General features: G+C 47.1%; 18 protein-coding genes. 13 read left to right on the forward strand and 5 right to left on the reverse strand.

Features of this window, described 5'->3' with window-relative positions; genetic code table 11:
• Window positions 1–289: 289 nt before the first annotated feature.
• The 4 genes from BUB86_RS13480 (at window position 290) to BUB86_RS13495 (ending at window position 3,202) form a co-directional block, all read left to right on the forward strand.
• Window positions 290–838: a hypothetical protein gene (locus BUB86_RS13480; RefSeq protein ID WP_139261626.1), complete on the forward strand. Its 549-nt coding sequence runs from the start codon at window positions 290–292 to the stop codon at window positions 836–838.
• A gap of 68 nt (window positions 839–906) precedes the next feature.
• Entirely contained in the window at window positions 907–1,332 is a 426-nt protein-coding gene (locus tag BUB86_RS13485) for a S24/S26 family peptidase (RefSeq protein WP_073210401.1), read from the forward strand.
• Window positions 1,329–1,598 (forward strand): PqqD family protein, encoded by a 270-nt coding sequence (locus BUB86_RS13490; protein ID WP_073210404.1) that lies wholly within the window; start codon window positions 1,329–1,331, stop codon window positions 1,596–1,598. Before BUB86_RS13485 ends, BUB86_RS13490 begins: the two co-directional genes overlap by 4 nt.
• 26 nt (window positions 1,599–1,624) lie before the next feature.
• Complete coding sequence (locus BUB86_RS13495; RefSeq protein ID WP_073210406.1) at window positions 1,625–3,202, forward strand: ABC transporter ATP-binding protein; 1,578 nt, start codon at window positions 1,625–1,627, stop codon at window positions 3,200–3,202.
• Between the two features lie 97 nt (window positions 3,203–3,299).
• Here the strand turns inward: BUB86_RS13495 and BUB86_RS13500 are convergent, their stop codons facing one another.
• The 4 genes from BUB86_RS13500 to BUB86_RS13515 all read right to left on the reverse strand — a co-directional run bounded on the left by BUB86_RS13500 (window position 3,300) and on the right by BUB86_RS13515 (window position 7,763).
• The gene (locus BUB86_RS13500) at window positions 3,300–4,058 is read right to left on the reverse strand and encodes a succinate dehydrogenase/fumarate reductase iron-sulfur subunit (RefSeq protein ID WP_073210408.1); all 759 of its coding nucleotides are present in this window, start codon (window positions 4,056–4,058) and stop codon (window positions 3,300–3,302) included.
• Between the two features lie 226 nt (window positions 4,059–4,284).
• Entirely contained in the window at window positions 4,285–6,264 is a 1,980-nt protein-coding gene (locus BUB86_RS13505; protein WP_073210409.1) for a fumarate reductase/succinate dehydrogenase flavoprotein subunit, read from the reverse strand.
• 28 nt (window positions 6,265–6,292) lie between these two features.
• Window positions 6,293–6,979 carry a succinate dehydrogenase/fumarate reductase cytochrome b subunit gene (locus tag BUB86_RS13510; protein WP_073210411.1) on the reverse strand — a complete coding sequence of 229 codons (687 nt, stop codon included), beginning with the start codon at window positions 6,977–6,979 and terminating at the stop codon, window positions 6,293–6,295.
• 148 nt (window positions 6,980–7,127) lie between these two features.
• On the reverse strand, window positions 7,128–7,763 hold the full coding sequence (locus BUB86_RS13515; protein WP_073210414.1) for a lactate utilization protein: 636 nt from the start codon (window positions 7,761–7,763) through the stop codon (window positions 7,128–7,130).
• A gap of 84 nt (window positions 7,764–7,847) precedes the next feature.
• On the opposite strand from BUB86_RS13515, the gene BUB86_RS13520 reads away from it, so the two are divergent.
• The 9 genes from BUB86_RS13520 to deoC all read left to right on the forward strand — a co-directional run bounded on the left by BUB86_RS13520 (window position 7,848) and on the right by deoC (window position 15,557).
• Complete coding sequence (locus tag BUB86_RS13520) at window positions 7,848–8,249, forward strand: rhodanese-like domain-containing protein (protein ID WP_073210416.1); 402 nt, start codon at window positions 7,848–7,850, stop codon at window positions 8,247–8,249.
• Window positions 8,246–10,141, forward strand: a complete 1,896-nt coding sequence (gene mnmG, locus BUB86_RS13525; protein WP_073210418.1) for a tRNA uridine-5-carboxymethylaminomethyl(34) synthesis enzyme MnmG — start codon at window positions 8,246–8,248, stop codon at window positions 10,139–10,141. Before BUB86_RS13520 ends, mnmG begins: the two co-directional genes overlap by 4 nt.
• A 50-nt stretch (window positions 10,142–10,191) precedes the next feature.
• Window positions 10,192–10,719: an adenine phosphoribosyltransferase gene (locus BUB86_RS13530; RefSeq protein WP_073210497.1), complete on the forward strand. Its 528-nt coding sequence runs from the start codon at window positions 10,192–10,194 to the stop codon at window positions 10,717–10,719.
• Between the two features lie 115 nt (window positions 10,720–10,834).
• Window positions 10,835–11,263, forward strand: a complete 429-nt coding sequence (locus tag BUB86_RS13535) for an endonuclease domain-containing protein (RefSeq protein ID WP_073210420.1) — start codon at window positions 10,835–10,837, stop codon at window positions 11,261–11,263.
• A gap of 168 nt (window positions 11,264–11,431) precedes the next feature.
• Window positions 11,432–13,255, forward strand: a complete 1,824-nt coding sequence (gene uvrC / locus BUB86_RS13540; protein WP_073210422.1) for an excinuclease ABC subunit UvrC — start codon at window positions 11,432–11,434, stop codon at window positions 13,253–13,255.
• A 289-nt stretch (window positions 13,256–13,544) separates the two neighbouring features.
• Entirely contained in the window at window positions 13,545–13,997 is a 453-nt protein-coding gene (gene dtd / locus BUB86_RS13545; RefSeq protein ID WP_073210424.1) for a D-aminoacyl-tRNA deacylase, read from the forward strand.
• On the forward strand, window positions 13,997–14,242 hold the full coding sequence (locus tag BUB86_RS13550; RefSeq protein WP_073210426.1) for a hypothetical protein: 246 nt from the start codon (window positions 13,997–13,999) through the stop codon (window positions 14,240–14,242). The genes dtd and BUB86_RS13550 overlap by 1 nt, the downstream gene beginning before the upstream one ends.
• The gene (locus tag BUB86_RS13555) at window positions 14,239–14,586 is read left to right on the forward strand and encodes a nucleotide pyrophosphohydrolase (RefSeq protein ID WP_073210428.1); all 348 of its coding nucleotides are present in this window, start codon (window positions 14,239–14,241) and stop codon (window positions 14,584–14,586) included. The genes BUB86_RS13550 and BUB86_RS13555 overlap by 4 nt, the downstream gene beginning before the upstream one ends.
• Window positions 14,587–14,615: 29 nt before the next feature.
• The gene (deoC, locus tag BUB86_RS13560) at window positions 14,616–15,557 is read left to right on the forward strand and encodes a deoxyribose-phosphate aldolase (protein WP_073210430.1); all 942 of its coding nucleotides are present in this window, start codon (window positions 14,616–14,618) and stop codon (window positions 15,555–15,557) included.
• Between the two features lie 44 nt (window positions 15,558–15,601).
• Here the strand turns inward: deoC and BUB86_RS13565 are convergent, their stop codons facing one another.
• Window positions 15,602–16,576 carry a polyprenyl synthetase family protein gene (locus BUB86_RS13565; RefSeq protein ID WP_073210432.1) on the reverse strand — a complete coding sequence of 325 codons (975 nt, stop codon included), beginning with the start codon at window positions 16,574–16,576 and terminating at the stop codon, window positions 15,602–15,604.
• Between the last annotated feature and the right edge of the window lie 58 nt (window positions 16,577–16,634).

Below are 16,634 nucleotides of genomic sequence, written 5' to 3' on the forward strand. Positions count from 1 at the left end.
AAAAGTTTGGATTTTATTAATAAAGTTCGTATCTTTGCAATCAAATAACTGAATTAATGAGAGAAACAAAATATTATGAAGTTGCGGGACATGGGTTTAGCGTAACAGCCGAAGCGGATTGCTTCGGGCTGATGCAGAACTACACCCCATTCGAGATAACAACTCATCAGATTGTGTTTGCACTTAGCATCGATGATGGAAAGAAACCGGCGTATGTAGAAGAATTCAGGCAGAGGAGGAAGAGGAACAAGTTATCGTTTGCGGACATTCGACCGGACAGAAGGAGGCAGTGTATGAGTTTATCTGGGGAGGCGAAACGGCCGGGTGGCTGGTGGCTGAGCCCGACTATAGCAACGCTACACTGGTGATGACTGGCAGATATAAGAAACTGGCGATAGATAACGCCCTGATGGTGATGTATGCACTGGCAACGGCCAACAAGGGTGCAGTGCTGTTTCATGCAGCCGTGGTGAGTCACAAGGACAAAGGGTATATGTTTCTGGGGCCCAGTGGCACGGGCAAGAGTACACATGTCAGACTGTGGCTTGAGCATATAGAGGGAACGGAACTGGTGAACGACGATAACCCGGTGGTGTGCGATGGCGTGGTATACGGTTCGCCGTGGAGCGGCAAGACACCTTGCTATCGAAATGTGAGCTATCCGTTGGGCGGCATCGTGGTGCTGAGTCAGGCCCCATATAATAAGATAGATAGACTGAACGGCCTGCAGGCATACGTGGCATTAGTGGCGAGCATTAGCGGAAAACGCTGGGACGCACGCATAGCCGACGGACTGCACGCTACCGAGAACAAACTGGCTACCGAAATGCCGGTGTAGCATCTGGAGTGCCTGCCGGACGAAGGAGCGGCGAAACTGTGTCTGTTAACAGTAGAGAGTTGACAGTTATGATTACTGATGATATTATCATAAAGGAGGCGGTAAGGCTGGTGAGCGAGGGCTTGAGCGTAACACTCCCGGTAAACGGGCGGAGTATGCTGCCATTTATCATCGGCGGGAAGGAGAGCGTTATTCTGCAACAGCCCGAAGAGCTGAAGGTGGGCGACGTGGTGCTGGCCTGGGTTGTTGGCGACCGCTATGTGGTTCACCGCATCATCAGCATCAACGGCGATGACATCACGCTGATGGGCGATGGCAATCTGGCAGGCACCGAACGCTGCACCGTAGCCGGTGTAAAGGCTAAGGCAACACACGTGGTCGACGCGCACGAACAACTGCACGACCTCTACACTCCGAGGCGCTGCATGGCCGCCAAATTATGGTGGTATCTGCGCCCTATAAGACGATACCTATTATTTATAACAAAATTATGAAAATAAAAAATGGATTTGTGCTGCGCCAGGTGTGTGGCGAGAATGTTATCATAGGCGAAGGCCTAGGGGCCATAAACTTTGGCAAGATGCTGGCACTGAACGAGACGGCTGCGTGGCTGTGGCAACAGACCAAAGAGCAGGGCGACTTCACCATCGAGAGCCTGACAGAGGCATTATGTAAGGAGTACGAGGTTACAGCCGACGAGGCGAAAGCCGACGTCGCATCGATCATCGCCGAGTGGCAGGAAGTAGGGGTCTTAGAATAATCCGTCAATTCCGTAGCCAATAAAAAATGAACTACGTTGCATGGCTTTGGCGAAACTCACAGGGCATACGCTGTAACACTGCCGTGCGCATTGTGTCGGGCGTGACTCAGGTGGCGCTCGGTCTGTTGATGGTATGGCTAAGCCGACAGTTTATCGACGAGACCATACGCACCGGTGAGGCCGACGAGGTGCTGCGGATGGTGGTGTGCCTAGTGGCAATAGTTGTTGGCGCCGTGATGCTGCGACAGCTGGGCTACTGGCTTACAACCACGGCCGGCATTCGCCAGTCTAACACCATCCGACTGCACATATTCAGTAGTTTGTTCCGCCGACAACTGTTTACCGAAAACCAGCTACACTCGGGCGATGTGAGCTCACGACTGGCTAAGGATATTGAGACCGTTAGCAATACCGTTACCGACACACTGCCCCAGATGGTGATAACCATGATTCAACTGTGCGGTTCTTTCCTGTTGCTGCGATGGTTTGACGCACGGTTGGCATGGGCATTACTGTTGCTCACGCCGCTAGCCATCGTGTTCGGCAAGCTGATATCGTGCCGACTACGCCAGATGACACTTGACATCCGACAAGACGAGAGCCGCATACAGATGCAGGTACAGGAGGGAATGGAGTATAATGCCGTGCTACGATCGCTGGGCAGCGAGCAGTGGGTGACCGACCGGTTGGACTCGATGCAGCTACGACTGCGCGGTAACGTGATTCGACGGTTGAAGTTCACCGTGCTGATGCGCCTGATATTGGGTTGTGCGTTCGGACTGGGCTATCTGCTAGCATTCGTTTGGGGTGGCTTACAGTTGCGCAATGGTGCCATTACATTCGGTGTGATGACGTCGTTCCTTCAATTAGTTGGCATGATTCAGCACCCAATACTGCAGCTGCTTAATATGGTTCCAACGGTGATACACACCACCGCCAGCATCGACCGTTTGGAGGAACTGTCTGTTGAAAAAATTTTGCCCAAAAAGAAAACCTTTTTCCAACAGAAAACTATCCGTTTTACCGACGTATCTTTTCGCTACGCGTCGGGTGACCGCGAGATACTATCGAACTTCAGTCATAAGTTTGCGGCGGGCACAAAGACCGCCATCATGGGCGAGACGGGCATCGGCAAGACGACACTGTTCCGACTGATACTCGGCTTTATTGAGCCCACTGAGGGAACAGTGGAGGTGGGTGGCGAGCCGTGTTTTGTGCCGCAGGGAAACACACTGATGAGTGGCACCATACGTTACAACCTGCAACTAGCTAAGCCTAATGCCAGCGACAAGGAGCTACAGCAAGCGTTGCATACAGCCTGTGCCGACTTTGTGATGGATCTGCCAGATGGCATCGACACCGAGTTGGGTGAGCGTGGCGGCGGCTTGAGTGAGGGTCAGGCGCAGCGCATTGCCATTGCACGCGGGTTGTTACATCCTGGTAGTATCATGTTGCTTGATGAGATCAGTAGTTCGCTTGATGAGCCGACGGAACAGGAACTCTATCGGCGACTCTTTGCAAATCATCCTGATACCACAATGATTTTTATCACTCATCGCCCCACGGTCAGCTCCCTCTGCGATGAGATCATCACTCTTTCGTAACTGAAAAACGACAAGAGTGGCACGCCTATTACAGACGTGCCACTCTCTTTATAGCATAAAGGTGAAACCTTAATAAGCAAACTCGGCTCTGCTCTCACTAATCGCTAAGCTTTGCCTTAATCATCTCGCGGTTCAGGCGGGCGATGTTAGCGATGGTCTCGTTCTTAGGACATACTGCCTCGCAGGCGCGAGTGTTGGTGCAGTTACCGAAGCCGAGCTCGTCCATCTTGGCGATCATATTCTTAACGCGTCTAGCGGCCTCTACACGGCCCTGTGGCAGCAGAGCGAGCTGTGATACCTTAGACGATACGAAAAGCATGGCAGAGCCGTTCTTACAAGCTGCTACGCAAGCGCCACAGCCGATGCAAGATGCGCAGTCCATAGCCTCGTCGGCATCCTCCTTAGGAATCAGGATAGCGTTGGCATCCTGAGCCTGACCTGTACGGATAGTGGTATAACCACCTGCCTGGATAATCTTATCGAAGGCATTGCGGTCAACCATACAGTCCTTGATTACAGGGAAGGCTGCTGAGCGCCAAGGCTCAACGGTGATAACATCACCATCGTTGAAACGACGCATGTAGAGCTGACATGTGGTAGCACCACGCTCGGTCAGTCCGTGAGGTGTACCGTTGATGTAGAGTGAGCACATACCGCAGATACCCTCGCGGCAGTCGTGGTCGAATACGAAGGGCTCCTTGCCTTCGTTGATGAGCTCCTCGTTCAGGATGTCAAGCATCTCGAGGAAAGAGGTATCATCGGGGATATCCTTCATCTCATGGGTGTCGAAGTGTCCCTGGTCCTTGGGGCCATTCTGGCGCCAGAACTTTATTGTAAAGCTTATATTTTTAGCCATAATTACTTATTATTTTTAATGATGCGATAAGCTAAAATCAGGCATAGCAACTGATACATCCAAAAAGAAGGATGATGTATGGCCGCAAAGGAAACAATCCACATGTGGCATAGGATATAGCATCTGCAATTGCAAGTGCAATAAAGCACACGCAAACAATGATGCATCCTTTCAGCAATTGCGTTAGATCACGCCAACCTGAAAATAACTCCCTCAACGTCATTTGTTAATTCTTATAATTTCTGGTTTGTACCTTGATTGCCTCGTACTCCAGTGGCTCCTTGATGAGCTCGGGCTCGTTGCCCTTGCCTTTGTACTCCCAGCAGCCTACATAGAAGTAGTTCTCGTCGTCGCGCTTAGCCTCGCCTTCCTCGGTCTGATACTCCTCACGGAAGTGACCTCCGCAAGACTCGTTACGAGAGAGAGCGTCGAATGCTACGAGCTGACCCATTGTGAAGAAGTCACGCAGGTGGATAGCCTTATCAAGCTCGATGTTCAGGCCCTCCTTTGATCCAGGAACGAAGAGGTTGGTATCGAACTCCTTCTCGAGCTCGTGCATCTTCTTCAAACCTGTCTTCAGGCCCTCGGCTGTACGACCCATACCTACATACTCCCACATGATGTGACCGAGCTCCTTGTGGATAGAGTCAACTGAGCGCTTACCCTTGATGTTCATCAGACGGTCGATCTCGGCATTTACAGCCTTCTCAGCCTCGTCGAACTCAGGACGATCGGTTGGAACCTTAGGCCATACAGCCTGATCAGCCAGGTAGTTCTGGATGGTGTAAGGCAGTACAAAGTAACCATCGGCCAGACCCTGCATCAGAGCAGAAGCACCCAAACGGTTAGCACCGTGGTCAGAGAAGTTACACTCACCGATAGCGAACAGACCAGGAATAGATGTCTGCAGTTCGTAGTCAACCCAGATACCACCCATGGTGTAGTGGATAGCAGGATAGATCATCATTGGCTTGTAATACTTCACACCGTTAATCTCGTTAGCTACATCGCCAGGGAATACGTCGGTAATCTCCTCGTACATCTCGAAGAGGTTTCCATAACGCTGCATGATAACATCAAGACCCAGACGGTTGATAGACTCAGAGAAGTCGAGGAATACGGCCAGACCTGTGTTGTTAACACCGAAGCCCTTGTCGCAACGCTCCTTAGCAGCACGGCTGGCAACGTCACGAGGAACGAGGTTACCGAATGCAGGATAACGGCGCTCCAAATAGTAGTCGCGATCCTCCTCAGGAATCTCCCAACCCTGCTTGGTACCAGCCTGCAGAGCCTTAGCATCCTCAATCTTCTTTGGAACCCAGATACGACCGTCGTTACGCAGCGACTCTGACATCAGAGTCAGCTTTGACTGCTTGTCGCCGTGAACAGGGATACATGTTGGGTGAATCTGAACGTATGATGGGTTTGCAAAGTATGCACCCTTACGATAGCACTGAACAGCAGCTGTACAGTTACATCCCATAGCGTTGGTAGAAAGGAAGTAAGTGTTACCATATCCACCAGTAGCGATAACTACTGCATTGGCGCTGAAGCGAACCAGCTTACCAGAGCAGAGATCCTTGGCGATGATACCACGAGCGCGGCCATCAACGATAACTACATCCTCCATCTCATAACGGGTGTAGAGCTTAACCTTGCCGGCATTTACCTGACAGCTCAGTGAGCTATAGGCACCCAGCAGAAGCTGCTGACCTGTCTGACCCTTAGCGTAGAATGTACGGCTTACCTGAGCACCACCGAAAGAACGGTTAGCCAGCATACCACCATACTCACGAGCGAAAGGTACGCCCTGAGCTACACACTGGTCGATAATATTGTTTGATACCTCAGCCAGACGATAAACGTTGGCCTCGCGAGCACGATAGTCACCACCCTTTACGGTATCGTAGAACAGACGGTAGATAGAGTCACCATCGTTCTGATAGCACTTGGCGGCGTTGATACCACCCTGAGCAGCGATAGAGTGAGCACGACGAGGAGAATCCTGAATACACAGGTTGATAACGTTGAAGCCCATCTCACCGAGTGAAGCAGCTGCAGAAGCACCAGCCAGACCGGTACCTACTACAATAACGTCGAGTTTCAGCTTGTTCTTGGGGTTAACCAAACGCTGATGAGCCTTATATTCCTTCCATTTCTCAGGCACTGGTCCTGCAGGAATCTTAGAATCAATTACTTTTGCCATAATCTTCTAGAATTTTAAAAGTTGATAATTAGCAGCTGAGACTAGGCGCAAAACCGAATGCGAAAGCCAAAACTACAATGAGGAACATCAGCATGAGCACGGTAACATAAATCATACCGATGCACTGCCAGCGCTTGAGCCAAATCTTGCCGCTTGCACCAAGAGTCTGCATAGCTGACCAGAAACCATGAGTGAGATGGAACCAGATAGCAGCAAACCAGATGATGTAAATAACTACGAATACAGGATTAGAGAAAGTCTCCTTAATCCATCCGAAACCATCAGTAGGACTGATAGCAGGCATAGCACCTACAAGCTCGGCGAACATCATGTTGTACCAGAAGTTCCACAGGTGAACCAGCAAACCAATGCAGATGATGAGACCCAGAACAAGCATGTTCTTAGAGGCCCACTCTACCTTACCAGGATTAACCTGTGTAGCCACCTCATAACGATTGTCGCCACGGGCGGTACGGTTCTGCGCAGTCAGAATGAAAGCGTAGACAATGTGAAGCACTGCCAAGGCAGCCAAACCAAGTGTTGCTACAACAGCATACCAGTTGGCACCCAGGAATTCGCAAATCATGTTGTAACCCTCTTCCGAGAACAGCGCCACAACGTTCATGCAACCATGGAAGGTCAGGAACAGAATGAGCGCAATGCCCGTAACAGACATTACAACTTTTCTACCAATTGATGAATTGAATAACCACATAAGTTGTTGAGTTTTAATGAATTATTGAATGTTATATACTTACTTGTTAGTACGTGCTCACGAGATTAGGGGACAAAGATAATCAAAAATCGTGATATACACAAGTGTTTTTACGAAAAAATGCATATTTTTGTAATTCTACTATCAACTAATAACCGAATTCATCGCCAACTAGTATCACAGTATGTCGGCCACGTGGAGAGTTTCTAAGAAAATGAACATAGTTGCAGATGCAATCCGATGAGTTGCAATTGTGGCACACGCCATCTACCTGACAAGGCGTCTGGATATCGAAACGAGCGGCATTGATTGGCGAGGCTGTAGAACGGGCGCGCTGCAAAGCAGCCTCTACCGTCTGCGCCACTTTGTTAATACCTATAATAAAGATCACCCGCTTCGGTCCCCATGTAATAGCAGCCACACGATTGCCGTTTCCGTCGATGTTAACTATGACTCCATCCTCGCTGATGGCATTTGCACTCGACAGATAGACATCGGCCGTGAAGGCACGCTCGTAGATTTTCACCACTTCATCGCGATCGGACACCACATCGCGATCCAGAACCTCTAGGGTTCCCCTACTCTTTAATGCCTGCGGAATACCCATATCGCGAATAGTCATCGAGCCGCCCCAGGTAACACTACTACCATCGGCTATCAGTTCTGATACTTTATTAACAGCCTCGGCTGCCGTTTTGCAGTAGTAGGCGTCCATGTGGCGACGCTTCAGATTCTTAATCATCCGCTCTGCAAGCCGCTCATTTCTTAGTTCTTTTGGAGTCATATCACATTTTTATTATTAAGTCGGTGCAAAAATACAAAAAAAATCGTATCTTTGCAACCGTAATATTAAAAAAAGGAGACGATTATGAAGAAATTGTTTGTAATGATGATGCTCGCGGCAGCAGTATCGATGGGCTGTGCACAAAATGGTAACAACGATGCATTTGTGACCATCGAGGTTGATGGATTCCATCATACTCTCGAAAACAGCGGGGATGACTGCGTGCTGTTAGATGTTCGAACGCCAGCAGAATTCAAGGAGGGACATCTGAAAGGAGCGATAAACATCGACGTGAAAGACGAAGCTAACTTTATGAAGAAAGCGCTTGAAGTACTGCCTAAGGAAAAAACCGTGATGGTTTATTGCAGAAGTGGCCGACGAAGCGCTAATGCCGCAGACAAGCTGGCTGCTGAGGGTTATATGGTATTTAACCTGGATGGCGGGATCATAGCTTGGAAAGAAGCAGGAAAGGAGATTGTGAAGTGATATTAAATTACGATGTCATCGTCATAGGCGGTGGTCATGCTGGTTGTGAAGCGGCTTGCGCTTCGGCCAACATGGGCGCCAAGACCTGTTTGGTGACGATGGATATGAATAAGATTGCACAAATGTCGTGCAATCCTGCTATAGGCGGAATCGCTAAAGGTCAGATAGTCAGAGAGATAGACGCGCTTGGCGGTCAGATGGGACTGGTAACGGATGCTACTGCCATCCAGTTCCGAATGCTGAACGTGGGCAAGGGGCCAGCCGTATGGAGTCCTCGAGCCCAATGTGATCGCGGAAAGTTTATCTGGGAATGGCGCAAACATATCGATGAAACCGATAATTTGGATGTCTGGCAAGACCAGGCCGACGAGTTGATTGTAGAAGACAAGAAGGCCGTTGGTGTTAGAACAATCTGGGGAACAGAGATTTACGCTAAATGCGTGGTTATTACTGCAGGCACATTCCTTAATGGTTTGATGCATATAGGCAGGAAAATGGTACCTGGAGGTCGCATTGCTGAGCCTGCTGTAGCCCATTTCACCGAGAGTATCACCCAGCATGGCGTTGTTGCTGCCAGAATGAAGACTGGTACTCCTGTTCGCATCGACAAGCGTTCAGTACACTTCGAAGACCTTGAAGAACAGCCAGGAGAGTCACGTCCATATCAATTCAGCTATATGAATCAAGGTGGCGCGCTGAAGCAGTTGCCTTGTTGGACGGTGAATACGAATGCTGAAGTTCATGAGATTCTGAAGAGCGGATTGGCGGATTCACCGCTATATAACGGCCAGATTCAATCGATAGGACCGCGTTATTGTCCTTCGATCGAAACAAAGCTTGTTACCTTCCCTGATAGGGATAAGCACCCATTGTTTCTGGAACCTGAGGGAGAGGTTACCAACGAGATGTATCTCAACGGCTTCTCATCATCGCTCCCGATGGATGTGCAGATAGAGGCTCTGAAAAAGATGCCGGCCTTCCGCGATGTAAAAGTGTACCGTCCTGGTTATGCCATAGAGTATGATTTCTTCGATCCTACCCAACTGAATCATTCGTTGGAATCGAAGATTATTGAAGGACTGTTTATGGCCGGACAGGTTAACGGAACTACTGGCTATGAGGAAGCTGGTGGGCAGGGGACCTTGGCTGGTGTCAATGCTGCACTGAAGGCCGGATGCGCTGGTAGCGATACTGATGCAGCCAACAAACAGTTTATTCTGCATCGCGACGAAGCATATATTGGCGTATTAATCGATGATTTGGTAACTAAAGGCGTTGACGAGCCATACCGCATGTTTACCTCAAGAGCCGAATATCGCATCTTGCTGCGACAGGATGATGCTGATGCACGACTTACAGAGAAGGGTTATGAGTTAGGTATCGTAAAAAAGAACCGCTACGATTGGTGGATGCAAAAGAAGCAGGCTATCGAAGAAATCGAGAACTTCTGCCAGAATTTTGCGATTAAACCAAGACTGATCAATTCATCACTCGAAGCTCTTGGCACCACCCCACTCCAGTTTGGATGCAAACTGATTGATCTGGTAAATCGTCCTCAGCTGAACCTGAATAATCTCGCAGAGGTGATTCCATCATTAAAAGAGGTATTAAATCGTCCATCTAATCGTAAAGAGGAAATTGCAGAGGCTGCAGAGATCAGAATGAAATATAAAGGATACATCGATCGCGAGCGATTAGTAGCCGACAAAATGCACCGATTAGAGAATATCCGAATACGTGGCAAGTTTAACTACGAAGAACTTCAAGGCCTATCTACCGAATGCCGACAGAAGCTGATGAAGATTCAACCCGAGACTTTGGCACAAGCAAGTCGCATACCAGGCGTATCTCCTAGCGACATCAATGTGCTGCTGGTACTGATGGGAAGATAATGTTCCACGTGAAACATTTAGCTAATAACAATCATTATAACTCATTGATTATGAACAACAAAACACTGATTGAAAATCTGCGTTGCATACCAGATTTCCCAAAGAAGGGCATTAACTTCCGCGATGTAACTACGCTCTACAAGAGTGCAGAATGCATGAAGATTATGACCGACGAGCTGTACGAGCTTTACAAAGACAAAGGCATCACCAAGATTGTAGGAATCGAAAGTCGCGGTTTCATCATGGCTGCAGCCTTAGCATCAAGATTAGGTTGCGGAATGGTTATGGCACGCAAGCCGGGCAAACTCCCCTACGCCACCATTAAATCGTCGTTCTCGAAAGAATATGGCGTAGATACTATCGAGATGCACCTCGATTCCATCGAACCTGATGACGTAGTTCTTATTCACGACGATCTGTTGGCTACAGGAGGTACAGCAAAAGCTGCCTACAACCTGGTACAGTATTTCAAGCCCAAGAAGGTCTATATGAACTTCATCATCGAAATCACAGACGAGGGATTGCACGGTCGAGACGAATTTGAAGGCATAGACCTCACCACCCTACTCACCATCTAACACTTTATTACCCCTCCTAAGCTAGGAGGGGCCAGGGGTGGTCTGAACAAACACAAATATAATGGTCTGAGCAAACATAATTAAAAGGTTTGAACATACTCATCTCATAGATAATATGAATAACATCTCAAATCGTCCCAACGAAAAAGACCAAAAGTTTCTTCGGCAAAACCTCAGGAACAACAAAACTGCTCCTGAGGCCATATTTTGGCAAGTTGTAAAAGGAAGACAGATTGATGGACTTAAGTTTCGAAGGCAGTATGGTTTCGGGCCTTATGTATTAGATTTCTATTGCCCCGAAATCAGATTATGTATCGAACTTGATGGAATGGTTCACAAAACAGCACATGCCGATGAATACGACAGAACGCGGACTCAATTCCTTAACGACAACGATATAACCGTTAAGAGGTTTGATAATGATGTGGTATATAGAAATGTTGAAGGAATCATTAAGCAGATAAGAGAGTACAAGAAAGATTGGGATGCTTTAAAGTTGGCGAGAATCGAGAGAGCGAAAGTAAAGTATGAAGCAAATGAATAATACAACTGCTCAGACCACCCCTAGCCCCTCCTACCTTAGGAGGGGAAATTGTATGTTTACTCACACCTAGAGAAATGTTCCACGTGAAACATAATTTTGCGAAACGCCTATAAACAGAGGAGGTTTGAAAGATTGACCACAGAAATAAGAAAACGAAAAGACATAAACATGACAAAGGAAGAAAATGAGAAAAGGATAGAGTACTTGAAGGGTATTGTAAGGCGATTGCCTGACAAGCCTGGAAGCTATCAGTTCTACGACGAAGAGAAAACCATCATCTATGTGGGAAAGGCCAAAAGCTTAAAGAACAGAGTTTCGAGCTATTTCCATACAGAGGTAGATAGATTCAAGACGAAGGTACTGGTAAGTAAGATATTCGATATTAGCTATACCGTAGTTAATACCGAAGAAGATGCCCTACTCCTAGAGAATTCGCTCATCAAGAAATATAATCCTCGTTATAACGTTTTGCTGAAAGACGGAAAGACCTACCCTTCTATCTGCATCACGAATGAATTCTTCCCCCGCATTTTTAAAACACGCACCATCAACAAGAAATGGGGCACCTATTATGGCCCATACGCCAAAGTCAGCGCTATGTATGATGTGCTGAATCTAATCAAAGAACTATATCGCCCACGAACATGCCGCCAGCCCATCACAAAAGAGGGTATAAAAAGCAGTAAATATCGCGTATGCCTAGACTATCATATCAAGAAATGTCTTGGTCCGTGCGTGGGCAAACAGAGCTACGAAGACTATCAGAAGAACATAGCTCAGGCACGCGAAATTCTGAAAGGAAATACACGCGAGGTTCTGAGAGATCTGAAGGAAGAAATGCTGCGCTTATCAGAAGAACTCAGATTCGAAGAAGCTGAAGAAGTGAAGCGCAAATATCTGGCTTTGGATGGGTTCGTCAGCAAGAGTCAGGTGGTAAGTCAGACCATCGATAAAGTGGATGTTTTCTCGATTACATCCGACGAGAAAATGGCCTTTATCAACTATATTCACGTATCGAATGGCAGCATCAACCAGAGCTTCACCATAGAATACAAGAAGAAGCTGAATGAGACCGACGAAGAGCTTTTGCAGCTTGGTATCATAGAGCTGAGAGACCGATTTAAAAGCGATTCGAAGGAGATTATTGTGCAGGAAGAGGTAGATGTTGAGCTTGAAGGCGTGAAGTTTACCGTACCCAAATTAGGCGATAAAAAGAAACTGCTCGACCTGTCGATCATGAACTGCAAAGAATACAAGTTCGACCGACTGAAACAAGCCGAAAAACTAAATCCTGAGCAGAAACAAACACGCCTGATGAAGGAGCTACAAGATAAACTGCATCTGCCCAAACTACCCTACCAGATTGAATGCTTCGACAACTCGAATATCTCAGGTACTGATGCGGTTGCCGCATGCATCGTTTTCAAGAAGATGAAGCCCTCAAAGCGCGACTATAAGCGATACAATATCAAGACCGTGGTAGGCCCTGACGACTATGCTTCGATGAAGGAAGTAGTGCATCGCAGATATACCCGCTTGCTCGAAGAAGAACAGCCCCTACCCGACCTGATTATAGCGGATGGCGGAAAGGGGCAGATGGAGATAATCCGCCAGGTGATTCAGGACGAGTTGAACCTGGATATTCCAATCGCAGGCCTAGCAAAAGACGACCGCCATCGCACCAACGAACTGCTCTACGGATTCCCTCCAATGAAGATAGCACTGAAGGTAGAATCAGAACTCTTCCATGTATTAACTCAGATACAGGACGAGGTACACCGCTTTGCCATCACTTTCCATCGAGACAAGCGTTCTAAACGCGCTTTACACTCTGAGCTGGATGATATCAAGGGCATAGGTCCGAAAACGCGTGACGAGCTTTTAAATGCCCTCAAATCGGTTAAAAAGATACGAGAGGCCGAGCTACCTACCCTATCAGATATCATCGGCCCAGCGAAAGCCCAGATTGTATATAACCATTTCCACCCTTAAAGCAATTCACTAGTTAGGAAAATATTTTTCTCTAGTTAGGGAGTAAATAACATCGAAATTACAGATTATCGATGACAGATGACAGATGACAGTTATAAAATATCGGTGCCAAAAGAAGATTAGTATTATATATATTATATATAATATATATAATACTAATACCTTTTCCCAACTACTTTTCAATAAACTGTCATTTGTCATACTGTCATTTGTCATAAAAGGATTCTAAATTAAAACAATTGAAAGCTAAAAATTTGGTAGAATAAAAATAAAGTCTTACCTTTGCAGCATGAGAGCAGTAATACAACGAGTTACCCACGCCAGCGTTACTATCGAGGGCAGCATTCATGGTCAGATTGGTCACGGATTTCTGATTCTTTTGGGCGTATGCGATGAAGACACGATGGAAGATGTTGACTGGCTGGTAAAAAAGATAGCCAATCTACGCGTGTTTGGCGATGAAAACGATGTGATGAACCGATCGATAATCGATGTACAAGGCGAGGCACTTGTAGTTAGCCAGTTCACACTCTATGCCAGCTACAAGAAAGGTAATCGCCCCAGCTGGTTCCGGGCAGGCTCTCACGAGCACTCTATCCCACTCTACGAGGCCTTCTGCGCCCAGCTATCTGAGGCCATAGGCAAGACAGTAGCCACAGGCGAGTTCGGCGCTGATATGAAGGTAGAATTGCTGAACGATGGCCCAGTAACCATCTGTATGGACACAAAAAACAAAGAATAATGAAGAAATATCTCAAAGAAATAGAACTCTCAGGACTGCTTTTTGTCATCATAGGAGTTGTTTGCTCGCTGGTTTGGGGCTACGGTTTCGGCATGTGGCCATGTGCATTAGGCTTGGTTCTGTGGCTCATCACATTCCTCTACAAGGCCTTCCGCTGGAAGGAATATGAGCGAGAAAACCGCCAGAACATCATGATTCTGCTGATTGCAATCTTCATTTTAACCATCAAAATGCTATTCAGATGACAATCAAAGAAGCACAGGAATTGGTAGACCGTTGGATTAGAGAATACGGCGTGAGATACTTCTCGGAACTCACCAATATGGCAGTGCTGACAGAGGAAGTTGGCGAGTTGGCAAGGATTATAGCTCGAAGATACGGCGACCAGTCGTGGAAGTCCGAGGATGCGCGAGCCGAAGACAATGGCAAGCAGGCGCTCGGCGAGGAGATGGCAGATGTACTCTGGGTACTGCTTTGTCTGGCTAATCAAACGGGGGTAGATCTGACTGCAGAACTCGAGAAATCTATCGAGAAAAAGACGCAGCGAGACTCGCTGAGACATATACAGAACAAGAAATTGATGGCATAACAGTTTTAACAATATAACAACAAGCAATTATGGCAGAACACAATCACGAACACGAACACGAGCATCATCACCACTTTGAGATGCCACAGAAGAGTCGCATGGAAGAGGCTCTGAGTAAATACAACCTCGACATAAAAGACGAGGATGTGAAGGAAGCAGTAAAGAAGATTATTGCAGAAAAAGTAGCCGAAAACGATACCCTGGAAGTAAAGAAATTCCTGATGGGTAGCGTGGAGCTTACCACCCTGAAGACTACCGACTCAGACGAGAGCGTACTGGCCTTTACAGAGCGCGTAAATCAGTTCGAAGAGCAGTACCCTCACCTACCCCACGTAGCCACGATCTGCGTATACCCACGCTTTGCCAAGATAGTAGCAGAGACCCTCGAAATCGAAGGCGTTGAAGTGGCTTGCGTATCAGGCTCATTCCCTTCTTCTCAGGCCCTGATCGAGGTTAAAACCATAGAGACAGGCCTGGCAATCAAAGACGGCGCTACAGAGATTGATATGGTGCTGAGCGTAGGCGCATTCCTCTCTGGCGATTACGAGACCTGTATCGACGAGATTCAGCAGATGAAAGAGGCTTGTGGCGATAAGAAACTGAAGGTGATTCTGGAGACTGGCTGCCTGAAGACAGCAGCTAATATCAAGACTGCATCTATACTGGCCATGTATTCCGGAGCCGACTACATCAAGACTTCTACAGGTAAGCTTGAGCCGGCAGCTACACCCGAGGCTGCTTACGTGATGTGCCAGGCCATTAAGGAGTACTACGATGAAACGGGCATACAGATAGGTTTTAAGCCCGCTGGAGGCCTTAACAGCGTGATGGACGCACTGATATACTACACCATCGTAAAAGAGGTTCTGGGCGAGAAATGGCTTACCAATCAGATGTTCCGCATGGGAACAAGCCGCTTAGCTAATCTGCTGCTTAGCGAGGTAATAGGCGAAGAGGTGAAGTTCTTCTAAAACATAAAGTTTCCCCTCCTGAGTAGGAGGGGAATTTTTAATTCTTATTTGTTTCTCTGAATGACGTAATCCAAATAAGCCTTGAAGGAATCTTTCAGCTCAGGTTTCACGCATTCATCGATGAAACTTTGACATTCTTTGGCAAATTCCTCCATCTTCTTCTCAGCGTATTTGATACCACCATATTGCTTAGCAAATTCGATTAAAACGGCTATTTCATCTTGATTAATCGTGCCAGCCTTTACCTTCTTGGCCAGATTTAAAACAGCATCATTCTTATACTGATTCAATGTATAGATAATAGGCAGCGTGAGCTTACCTTCAAGCATGTCATTGCCAGTTGGCTTACCTATCTCAGCAGAGTCGTAATAATCAAAAATATCATCACGAATCTGGAAGATCATACCGATATTATGTCCGAATTTTGCAGCCTTTTCAATCACATCACAAGGCGCACCTACAGAGATGGCACCAAGCTTACAACATGCCTCGAAAAGCACGGCAGTCTTCTTGTTAATAACCTGATAATAAACATCTTCCGAGATTTCCTGATTCGAGATATTCGAAAGCTGAAGAATCTCTCCAGCAGCCAAAGTACGACCAAGTTCTGCCAATTCTTGTACGATTTCATGATTATCAGAAAGAGCCACCCGAAGCAGGGCTGTACTCAAGATATAATCGCCCACAAGAACAGCCACCTTATTATTATAAGAGGCATTTACCGATGGCTGGCCTCTACGCTGATCGCTCTCATCTACCACATCATCGTGCACCAGACTAGCCGTATGCAGCAACTCTAAACCCAGAGCAGCATTCTGTGTTACATCCGAAACATCACCATAATTTTTGGCAGTCAATAAAATCAGCATTGGGCGCATGCGTTTTCCACCACGCTGACGGATATGAGAAAGAACACTTTCAAGCATACCATCACCCTGTGAAAGACTCTGTTTGAACAACTCGATAAAGTTGTTCATTTCGCCCTCGATAGGTTTTCTTATCGTTGATAAATAGTCCATAACAAGCGAATTTTGCCACAAAATTATGAAATATTTCTCTTATTCGGAAATATTTTGG

Source organism: Xylanibacter ruminicola (assembly GCF_900142525.1).
GTDB lineage: Bacteria > Bacteroidota > Bacteroidia > Bacteroidales > Bacteroidaceae > Prevotella > Prevotella ruminicola_A.

What these genes read in the sequence shown, in the direction of transcription:
- BUB86_RS13485 (WP_073210401.1), top strand. Translation starts at nt 907, where the DNA reads ATGATTACTGATGATATTATCATAAAGGAGGCGGTAAGGCTGGTGAGC.
- BUB86_RS13490 (WP_073210404.1), top strand. Translation starts at nt 1,329, where the DNA reads ATGAAAATAAAAAATGGATTTGTGCTGCGCCAGGTGTGTGGCGAGAAT.
- BUB86_RS13535 (WP_073210420.1), top strand. Translation starts at nt 10,835, where the DNA reads ATGAATAACATCTCAAATCGTCCCAACGAAAAAGACCAAAAGTTTCTT.
- BUB86_RS13495 (WP_073210406.1), top strand. Translation starts at nt 1,625, where the DNA reads ATGAACTACGTTGCATGGCTTTGGCGAAACTCACAGGGCATACGCTGT.
- BUB86_RS13505 (WP_073210409.1), bottom strand. Translation starts at nt 6,264, where the DNA reads ATGGCAAAAGTAATTGATTCTAAGATTCCTGCAGGACCAGTGCCTGAG.
- BUB86_RS13510 (WP_073210411.1), bottom strand. Translation starts at nt 6,979, where the DNA reads ATGTGGTTATTCAATTCATCAATTGGTAGAAAAGTTGTAATGTCTGTT.
- BUB86_RS13515 (WP_073210414.1), bottom strand. Translation starts at nt 7,763, where the DNA reads ATGACTCCAAAAGAACTAAGAAATGAGCGGCTTGCAGAGCGGATGATT.
- uvrC (WP_073210422.1), top strand. Translation starts at nt 11,432, where the DNA reads ATGACAAAGGAAGAAAATGAGAAAAGGATAGAGTACTTGAAGGGTATT.
- BUB86_RS13555 (WP_073210428.1), top strand. Translation starts at nt 14,239, where the DNA reads ATGACAATCAAAGAAGCACAGGAATTGGTAGACCGTTGGATTAGAGAA.
- BUB86_RS13530 (WP_073210497.1), top strand. Translation starts at nt 10,192, where the DNA reads ATGAACAACAAAACACTGATTGAAAATCTGCGTTGCATACCAGATTTC.
- deoC (WP_073210430.1), top strand. Translation starts at nt 14,616, where the DNA reads ATGGCAGAACACAATCACGAACACGAACACGAGCATCATCACCACTTT.
- BUB86_RS13565 (WP_073210432.1), bottom strand. Translation starts at nt 16,576, where the DNA reads ATGGACTATTTATCAACGATAAGAAAACCTATCGAGGGCGAAATGAAC.
- BUB86_RS13500 (WP_073210408.1), bottom strand. Translation starts at nt 4,058, where the DNA reads ATGGCTAAAAATATAAGCTTTACAATAAAGTTCTGGCGCCAGAATGGC.
- BUB86_RS13520 (WP_073210416.1), top strand. Translation starts at nt 7,848, where the DNA reads ATGAAGAAATTGTTTGTAATGATGATGCTCGCGGCAGCAGTATCGATG.
- BUB86_RS13550 (WP_073210426.1), top strand. Translation starts at nt 13,997, where the DNA reads ATGAAGAAATATCTCAAAGAAATAGAACTCTCAGGACTGCTTTTTGTC.
- dtd (WP_073210424.1), top strand. Translation starts at nt 13,545, where the DNA reads ATGAGAGCAGTAATACAACGAGTTACCCACGCCAGCGTTACTATCGAG.